The following is a 9,953-nucleotide window of genomic DNA, read 5'->3' as shown; positions in this document are numbered from 1 at the left end:
CCTTGTCCCCTTGTCCCCTTGTCCCCTTGTCCCCTTGTCCCCACTTACCTTTCTTAACGCATTCTCCCTGTTAGCAGGTAGGTTGTCATTTCTCCTTTGCCTTTGATGGGGATGTTGCCGCGTTTTTGGAAGTGGTATTTGTCTCTTAGTAGTTCGTAGGTTGTGGTTGTGACTTGGATTTGTCCGGCTAATCCGTGAGATTCCATGCGACTGGCGGTGTTTACGGTGTCGCCCCAAAGATCGTAGATGAATTTTTTGATGCCGATTACGCCTGCGATAACGGGGCCTGTATTTATGCCTACGCGGAGTTGTACGTTTTGTCCGGCTTCGCGGTTAAAACGATCGATCTGTGTTTTCATATCTAATGCCATTTCTGCGATCGCATGAGCATGATCTTTACGCGGTATTGGTAATCCTCCGACTACCATGTAAGCATCGCCAATGGTTTTAATTTTTTCTAAGCCATGTTCTTCGGTTAGTGTATCAAAGGTGGAGAAGATTTCGTTGAGCATTTCTATTAGTTCTACGGGGGAAATGCTTGCGGAAAGTTCGGTGAATCCAACAATATCGGCAAATAGGACTGTGGCTTCTTTAAAGATATCTGCGATCGTACTTTCTTCTCTTCGTAGGCGTTCGGCGATCGGTTGTGGCAAGATGTTTAAGAGTAATTTTTCTGTTTGTTCTTGTTGGTAGCGTAATGCTTCTTCGGTGGTTTTGCGTTTGGTAATATCTTCAATTGTCCCTTCATAATAAAGGATTTTTCCTTGCTCATCACGGACGGCACGAGTATTTTCCGAAACCCATATAATCTTTCCATCTTGACGAAAAACTTGCGATTCAAACCCAAATACACTGTTATGTTCTGCGATTAATTGAATAAACTTTGCTCTCTGCTGCGGATTAACATAAACTTGTTGTTCAACGTTTTGGACATTATTCATCAATTCTTCAGGAGAGTTGTAACCATATAATCTGGCTAATGCGGGATTAGCACTTAAGTAACGTCCATCTACTGAGGTTTGAAAAATTCCTTCTACGGCATTTTCAAAAATTTGGCGATACTTTTCTTCGGCTTGGCGTAATGCTTCTTCTGAGCGTTTTCTTTCCCGAATTTCTCCAACTAATTGATGATTTGCTTCTTTTAAAGCGGCTGTTCTTTCTTCAACGCGAATTTCTAATTCTTCATTTGCTTTTAAGAGTGCTTGTTGAGCGCGACGACGTTCTGCGCTTTCCTTTGCTAAGGCGACAAAATCAGCTAAGGAGGCGGCAAAATTTTCTTCTTCTAAAGACCAAGAACGTGCTGTTCCAATATGTTCATGACAGATTACACCAATCATTTGACCACTTAATCTAATTGGTGCATCTAACATGGAACTAATGCTTAAAGGAGTTAAATAATTAATAGAAAATTCACTGGTTTTAGGGTCGGTATTAGCATCATGTGCGGCGATGATTCGTTCGGTTTGCAACGCTTGGAAATAGTTGGGGTAGTCTATAGATAGTAATTCTATTCCTGACGAGTGGCGATCGCTGCTACGTTCATATAAATCTAAGCAAATAATTCCTGTTCTTTCTGGATTATACAACCAGACACTAGCTCTTTCTAACTCTAAAGTTTTAGCTGCTGTTTCGGTAATTGCTTGAATTGCTACTACTAAATCGCCGCAGGTAAGTTTGCTGTCAGTTGCTAATTCTAAAAGAGCGGTACTTTGTCTGCGTAAGCGTTTTTCACTTGCTTTTAAACTTTCTTCTGCACGTTTACGTTCGGTGATATCACGCCAAACTACATGGAGGACTTTTTCACCTTGTAATGGAATAGCGGTGAGTAATACTTCTACAGGAAATTCTGAGCCATCTAAACGTTGATGTATCCATTCAAATCTCCAGTTTCCTCGACTAATTGCTAAAGCATTATTTTCATTTGCTTTAGTTAAAGAGTAGCTACCATCGGGTTGTTTTTCTGGTGATAATTGAGCAGGATGTAAGTTTAATAATTGTTCTTTGCCACTTGCACCAATCATTTCTACGGCAGCTTGGTTACAATCAATAAATTTATCATTTTGTAATAACAGAATGGCATCTCCTGACTGCTCAAATAATAAACGGAATTTATTTTCACTTTCTCGTAATGCTGCTTCAATGCGTTTGCGCTCAGTAATATCTTCATAAGTTACCAAAATTCCCATTACATTTCCTTCTCCATCATGCAGGGGAATTTTAATTGTTTCTAACCAAGCTTCGCGACCATCTTTAAACTGAAACAATTCACAATATTGAGTGACTTGTGTATTACTTTTCATCACTTGTCGATCGATCGCTTTTAAAAATTCTGCTTGACTTTCATTTTTACAAAAATCATATTCTGTTTTCCCAAGAACTGCGGTTGGATTGGTTAAACCAACATCTTCGGCAAACTTTCTATTACAACCTTGATAAACTGAGTTCAGGTCTTTCCAAAAGATAGCTTGGGGAATATTATCCATCACCAAGCGTAACATTTCTTGAGAAGCTCTTAAAGCTTCTTCTGCTTGCTTTCTTTTGGTAATATCTCGGACTACTGCTTGCACAACTTGGCGAGGTAAACCATCTTGATTTTCTGTTCCTAATTCCATGTAAGTTAGCCAAACTTCGGCGGGAAATAGGCTACCATCTAAGCGAGAATGTAACCATTCAAAGCGACATTTTCCTAATTGCAAAGCTATTTTGATTTTTTGGGCAGCGAGAGTGGCGGAATCTTCGCCTTTCGGTTGAAATTGTGGGCTAAAATCACCGGGATGTTTGCCACAAAATTGCTCTTTACTGGTGCAACCAAACATTTCTAAAGTGGCGCGATTGCAATCAATAAAGGCTGTTTCATCTAACAGCATTACGGCATCACTTGTTGATTCGTAAAGGGTACGGAATTTTTGTTCTGATTCTTGGAGTTTGGCTTCGGCTTGTTTACGTTCGCTAAGATCTGTACCAATACCAAGTAACCCAGTGCAATTCCCATCTTCATCAAATAAAGCTTTGTTGCGCCAAGCAATCCAAACTCTTTCCCCATTGCTGCGGATATTTTCGTTTTCTTGGTGATTGTATCTTTCTGGATCTAAAAGTAGTTGCTGAATAAATTCGGCTAAGTTTTGCCCGGAACTATCAGTTAAGGGAACTATGGTTCCCACTATATTTTTACCAATTATTTGCTTTTCTGAATAGCCAAAAAATTGTTGAGCAAATTCATTAAAAAAGGTGATATTACCTTGGGTATCAAGCTTGACAATAATGCTGTTGGCGTTTTCTACTAATTCACGATATTTAGTTTCTGATTCTTGTAAGGCGAGAGTGGCTTTTTGCACTGCTCGGCGTAATTTTTCTGGCGATCGCACCCAAATATACACCAAAATACTACTTAATAAAGCTGAAATTCCCCCGCCAATTTGCAACCATTGAGAAATCGGTGCTTGTTTTGGCCAACCAGCCACAGGAATTGCTGCTATCTGCCAGTAACCATTGGGCAATTCTATTTCTAAAATTACCGGATTTTTATTAAAAATCGCGCCTTTACCGAAAAATACTTCACCTTGGGCACCTAATCCATCTTTTCCCCGCAAAGAAATTTCGATTGGTTGATGGGATTGGGGAAGATTTTTTGCCTGATTTCCTGACTTTATCAGTCCTGCTTCTTGAAAAATCGTGTCTCTATCCACGATTACGCCAGCTAATCCCCAGTATTTCCCAGATTCGGGGGGTTGATTGCGGGGTGTGAGAAAAATGGGAGTACGGTTGATAAAACCTACACCCCCTTCTACTAAGTTTACTGGCCCTGCGATCACAGTTTTTCTACTGTTAATTGCTCGTTCGATCGCTTCTCGTTCTTGCGGGATTGTTGAAGGATCAAATCCGATCGCTGCTTCATGACCTTTTAAAGGGTAGATGTGAGAGACGATCGAATCTCTATACAATGCCATACTCCCGATGCCAGTTTGTTGCGAAACTAACACTTTGGCAAGGCGTTCAAATTCTGCTTGGTCAATTTCTGGATGATTGGAAACATAAGCAACTAAACCTCTTGCCAGAAATAGTCGGGAGTTTAAAGCGCCTTCTAATTTGGCGCGGACGGTGCTGAGTTGATGGAGCACATCGGCGCGATTACTTTCTTGGAAACGCTGTTGCTCAGAGCGATCGATAATCCAAACACCCGCCAGAACTACCATTCCTGCTGACAGTGCTGCTATGTAAGGTAAAAGGCGAATTCTCATATATATAATTAATCGAAAAACGACCTAATTGGATTTTCATCGGTCAAACAATCAGTCAGTAAGAACAATTCCCTGATAGTTTAGCTAATTTTAGTTTTATGGCTATATTTAGCTAAATTTGCCGAATTCACCTGAGAAAACACCCCTCACTCAACTAGTGTAAGAAGGCACAAAGCAGAGGGCACAAGGCAGAGGGCTTTGTAGGGGTGGGTTTTGTGGTTAATTCTTCTGTTATGAAGACAAGATTTTCTTCTAAACTCGCCCCTACAGTTACCCGTTTTTAGCTGCTCAATAATTTCTGCTGCGCTGCACTAGACTAAAATTGGTTTTTAAATATCTAATTTAACTTAAATCCACTGAAAGCTGCCGTTATTTTGTCTTTTTTACAACTTGTCCATCAGAAAATATGTTTTCATTTCGCCTTTACCTTTAACTGAAATCGTTCCCCTTTCCTGAAATAAATATTTACCACATAAAATATTATAAGTAAATTCCGTTACTTGAATTTTGTCAGCAATGCCTTGCGATTCCATGCGGCTAGCAATATTTACGGTGTCTCCCCAAAGGTCATAAATTATTTTTTTTATTCCAATTACTCCAGCAACTACGGGTCCACTGTTAATCCCAATGCGGATGCTAAAAGGTTGTCCGTCTTTGGTGTGAAAACGTTTGATTTCTTTTAACATATCTAATGCCATTTGTGCGATCGCCTCTGCATGATCTTCTCTCTCGATTGGAATCCCTCCTGCTACCATATAAGCATCCCCAATGGTTTTGATTTTTTCTAAACCATATTGTTCGGCTAATTGATCGAATACGGAAAAAATTTCATTGAGCAATTTCACTAATTCTGTAGGAGGTATAGCCGTACACAGTTCTGTAAAATTGACTAAATCAGCAAACAAAACTGTAGCTTCAGAAAAACTATCAGCAATAGTGCTTTCTTGCATTTGCAGCCTGACTGCGATCGGTCCAGGTAATATATTAAATAATAACCTTTCTGTTTGTTCTTGCTGATATTGCAGTGCTTCTTCAGCTATTTTGCGATTAGTAACATCTTCTACAGTTCCTTCATAATAAAGCAATTCACCTTGGGAATTTTTCACGCTATGCGCTTTTTCTGCAATCCAAATTAAATTACCATTTTTGCGCCGAACTAAGGATATAAATCTTGCTGTATTATTGTCTTTTTTTAAGGCGTTAATAAATTTTTCTCGCCTTTTTGTTTCAACATAAATTTGATTACTAATATCTGTAATATTATTAATTAATTCTTCTGGAGAATCGTAACCTAAAATATTAGCTAAAGCCGGATTAGCACTAATAAATTTCCCATTAGGTGTAGTTTGGTAAATTCCTTCGGTAGCATTTTCAAAAATACTGCGATACATTAATTCCCTTGGTTGTAAGGCTTGCTCAGTTTGCTGCTGTTTTTTTAATTTTTGTACTATTTTAAAAAAGCAATAAATAGCCAACAAAAAGAAAAATATTACTAATGAGTTAATTAACAAATGGCCTGAAAAAAATTGATGAGTGCGGATTTCTGGGAATTCATCTATAGCTGGGTGCATGACATGAGAATTTTGTAACTCAGATTTTAAATAAATCAAATCTAAAAAGGTGAGAAAAAAAATACAAGTCGCTGAAAAATAGATAATTAGATTGTAACTAAGGAGGATTCGCTTCATGATCGCAATTCATATTTCCTATAGTCTAGCTTGGAAAAAAATATTTGTAGAATGATATTAATACTGAAATTAACCCTTGGCATTCTCTGTTAGCTAAATGTAAAATTTACTTACCAACGAGTTAATCTTGGATAATTTTAGTGATTTAATTTTGCCAAACCAGTCAGATATTTTCCGGGTAGGCTTGGCAAATGGCTAAAAGTGTGAGTGATGAAGGAGTGAGACGGAATGTTAAGTTGGGATCAAACCTCTGCTTTAGCTGCTATGCGATGTGAACGGGCTTGGGTAGAAATAGATTTAGCAGCTTTAGCTCACAATGTACAGCAAATGAAAAGTCTTTTAGCGCCTCAAACGCAACTGATGACGGTGGTAAAAGCAGACGCTTATGGTCATGGTGCTTGTACTGTAGCGCAAACAGCTTTACAAGCGGGAGCTAGTTGGCTGGGAGTGGCAACAATTCCAGAGGGAATTGAGTTACGCCAAGCGGGGATAAATGCACCAATTTTAATTTTAGGGGCGACGAATACACCTGAGCAAATTCGAGCGATCGCACAATGGAATTTACAACCTACTCTTTGTACGCCCCAACAAGCTTTAATTTTTTCCGAGACTTTGAGTTCCCTAAATCAAAATTTACCTGTACATATTAAATTAGATACGGGAATGTCACGATTAGGAACTAACTGGCAAGAAGCTGCTGATTTTGTTCAGCTAGTTTATCATTGTCCGAATTTAGAAATAGCCAGTATCTATTCACACTTAGCAACTGCTGATAGTGTCGATCCGACTATTATGAAAGAGCAACATCGGCGGTTTGAAGCAGCAAAAAATGCGATCGCTAATCGTTTAAACAATACTAAACTTGACAACTTAGGTAGGCAATTTCCCCGACTACATTTAGCAAATACAGCCGCCGCTTTAACCAGCCGCAACTTACACTATGATATGGTGAGAGTTGGCTTGGCTACCTACGGACTTTACCCAGCAACTCATTTAAAACAAGTAGTAGAACTTAAACCAGTCATGCAGGTAAAAGCCAGAGTTACTCAAGTTAAAACTATTACTGCTGGTACTGGAGTAAGTTACGGTTATCAATTCATTGCTGACCAAGAAATGCGTTTAGCGGTAGTAGGAATTGGCTACGCAGACGGTATCCCCCGCAACCTTTCTAACAAAATGAAAGTTTTAATTCGCGGTCAGCAAGTTCCTCAAGTGGGAGCAATTACAATGGATCAAATCATGCTTGATGTTAGTGTAATTCCCGATTTACAAGTGGGCGAAGTAGTAACTGTTTTGGGCAAAGATGGAAATTTCCAAATTGGTGCTGATGATTGGGCAGAAACTTTAGGTACTATTTCCTGGGAAATTCTTTGCAGTTTTAAACATCGCCTCCCCCGTGTAGCCGTTGGTGAAGGCAGAAGGCAGAAGGCAGAAGGTAGAAGGTAAAAGAAAGTAGAGGGCAAGAAAATTTTCAGCTTTGAGTAGGAACAATTCATCAATTGTTCGTACAGGGAGAAAGGGAAAGGGTAACAATAGTTGAGAAGATCGGATCATCTAAACTATTGTTACTTAAATCTCTATAGCTAACTTGATGATTTGGGTAGTTTGAGTAAATTTATTCACGGATACCGAATTTAACATTTTTGGATTTTCAACAAGCTTCCTGAGTTGGCTAAAAATACTTAATAACCAACCTTGATTTTTACGATGGTGTGTACTTTGTTGCTATTTATGGAAGTGTTCAATTCAGAGTCGTTAAAAAATAAAAATTATCAATTCTTTATGGTTTAATTATATTTTATAAATTAAAATATGCTTTATGAATAAGTATCATTTTCATAAAAAAATCGCATTACCATTACAACTTGTACTGATTATTCCATTTGTTTTGCAAATCTTTGGAACAGTTGGTCTAGTGGGATATTTGTCCTTCAAAAATGGACAGAAAGCAGTGGAAGACTTGGCAAATCAGTTGATGAAACGAACTAGCCGTACCGTGAATCATCACCTAGATTCGTACTTATCTATTCCCCATCAAGTGAGTCAAATTAATGCAGATTTAATTCGGATGGGATTGTTGGATGTACGCGATCGCAAAACTGTGAGCAAGTATTTCTGGCATGAAATGCAAGTATATAATCTCACCTACATTGGTATGGCGCTGACGACGGGCGAGGGACTAGGTGCAGCGCGTTACGATGGCAAAACCGTAACAATTGACGATTGGAGTGCTAAATTGCCGAACAATTGCATTAACTACGCTACCGATAATCGGGGTAATCGCACCAAAGTTAATAGCATCTATAGTTACAATAATTTTGCAGAAAGTTGGTATCTAGAACCTGTCAAAGCAGGTAAACCCATCTGGTCACGCATCTATACTTGGAATTCTCCCTTTGGCCCCTATATTACGGCTGCTGTCGGTCGTCCCATCTATGATTCTAATAATCGTTTACTGGGGATGGTTGGAGCTGACATTCATCTGTTGAAACTGAGCAATTTTTTGCAAACTCTTGAAGTGAGTAACTCAGGAAAAGTTTTTATCCTAGAAAAAAATGGAATGTTAATTGCTAATTCTGGGAAAAAACAGCCCTTTGCTATTATCAAGAACGAAGTGGAACGTTTGAAAGCAGTTGATAGTCCCGATCCGATCGTCAAGGGAATTGCTCAACAACTCCAGCAACGCTTTCACAACTTCCAGAATATTACTCAACCTCAAGAACTGGAATTTGATTTTCAGCAAGAGCCATATTATGTTCACGTTACTCCTTGGCGTGACCAATATGGATTAGATTGGTTAGTCGTTGTGAGTGTCCCCCAAAGCGCATTTATGGCACAGATTCATGCCAACACTAAGACTACGATTTGGCTCTGTTTGGCAGCGTTGGGGGTGACATCTGTGATGGGTGTTTTTACTTCTCGTCGAATCGCACATCCGATTTTAAGACTCAATCAAGCCAGCGAATCTATAGCTTCAGGAAATTTAGATCAAGTTATCAAAGGAAGTAGGATTAAAGAACTTAATAAACTTGCCAATTCTTTTAATTTTATGGCAAGGCAACTGCGGGAATCATTTACTGAATTAGAAAAAAGTAATGTAGAACTCGAAGAGCGAGTTGAACAACGCACGATCGAACTCAAAAATGCTTTAACCGAGTTACAACGCACTCAAGCTCATGTTATTCAAAGTGAAAAAATGTCTTCTTTGGGGCAATTAGTTGCCGGAGTCGCGCACGAAATTAATAATCCAGTTAATTTTATTCACGGCAACCTCGTTCACCTCAATGATTATATTCAAGATTTATTAGATTTAATTGATTTATATCAGGAACGCTCTAAAAAGAATGATACAGAAATTCAAAAGTTTATTGAGGAAATTGAACTAGATTTTTTGATTGAGGATTTACCGAAAACTTTATCTTCTATGAAAATTGGGGCAACTCGAATTCGGGAAATTGTGTTGACATTAAGAAATTTCTCCCGTCTCGACGAAGCCGAAATGAAACCTGTCAATATTCATGAAGGCATCGATAGCACTCTACTTATTTTGCAACATCGCCTGAAAGCCCGACCGGAACGATCGGAAATTGAGGTGATTAAAAATTACGGTAATTTACCGTTAGTAGAATGCTATGCTGGTCAACTCAATCAGGTTTTTATGAATATTATTAGTAATGCGATTGATGCTTTAGAAGAAAATAATAGCAAAGTGACAAAGCCGCGTAATAACTGCATTACAATTAGCACTTCTCTGCTTAATAGTGAGTGGGTACAGATTGCGATCGCTGATAATGGTATCGGTATTCCTAAAGATATTCAACAGCAGATATTCAATCCCTTTTTTACAACTAAACCTGTAGGAAAAGGAACCGGAATGGGAATGTCTATCAGCTATCAAATTGTCACAGAGAAACATAAAGGTAAACTGGAATGTCACTCTACCCCTGGTGAAGGAACTGAGTTTCTCATCCAGATTCCCATTCAGCAAAAAATTCTCTGACAAAAGGGAGGTGGGGAGATGGGGAGG

The 9,953-nt window shown here is 38.8% G+C and carries 4 protein-coding genes; 2 read left to right on the top strand and 2 right to left on the bottom strand.

Annotated features, from left to right (window positions below):
* Positions 1 to 53: 53 nt before the first annotated feature.
* Positions 54 to 4,238, bottom strand: coding sequence for a PAS domain S-box protein (locus IQ264_RS33270; protein WP_228061908.1), 4,185 nt, complete (start codon positions 4,236 to 4,238; stop codon positions 54 to 56).
* A gap of 383 nt (positions 4,239 to 4,621) precedes the next feature.
* A complete protein-coding gene (locus IQ264_RS29220) occupies positions 4,622 to 5,629 on the bottom strand; it encodes an adenylate/guanylate cyclase domain-containing protein (protein WP_413470376.1) in 1,008 nt (335 codons plus the stop codon).
* A 525-nt stretch (positions 5,630 to 6,154) separates the two neighbouring features.
* Between IQ264_RS29220 and alr the strand changes: the two genes are divergently transcribed.
* Positions 6,155 to 7,372, top strand: a complete 1,218-nt coding sequence (gene alr / locus IQ264_RS29215) for an alanine racemase (RefSeq protein WP_193985639.1) — start codon at positions 6,155 to 6,157, stop codon at positions 7,370 to 7,372.
* 373 nt (positions 7,373 to 7,745) lie between these two features.
* Positions 7,746 to 9,926, top strand: a complete 2,181-nt coding sequence (locus tag IQ264_RS29210) for an ATP-binding protein (protein WP_193985637.1) — start codon at positions 7,746 to 7,748, stop codon at positions 9,924 to 9,926.
* The last annotated feature ends 27 nt before the right edge of the window (positions 9,927 to 9,953 follow it).

This window comes from [Phormidium] sp. LEGE 05292, from assembly GCF_015207735.1.
GTDB lineage: Bacteria > Cyanobacteriota > Cyanobacteriia > Cyanobacteriales > Aerosakkonemataceae > Floridanema.
This window is presented reverse-complemented; position numbering and strand designations above follow the sequence as displayed.

Excerpts from the sequence above, each read along its gene's own strand:
- IQ264_RS33270 (WP_228061908.1), bottom strand. The coding sequence starts at position 4,238 with ATGAGAATTCGCCTTTTACCTTACATAGCAGCACTGTCAGCAGGAATG.
- IQ264_RS29220 (WP_413470376.1), bottom strand. The coding sequence starts at position 5,629 with ATGTATCGCAGTATTTTTGAAAATGCTACCGAAGGAATTTACCAAACT.
- alr (WP_193985639.1), top strand. The coding sequence starts at position 6,155 with ATGTTAAGTTGGGATCAAACCTCTGCTTTAGCTGCTATGCGATGTGAA.
- IQ264_RS29210 (WP_193985637.1), top strand. The coding sequence starts at position 7,746 with ATGAATAAGTATCATTTTCATAAAAAAATCGCATTACCATTACAACTT.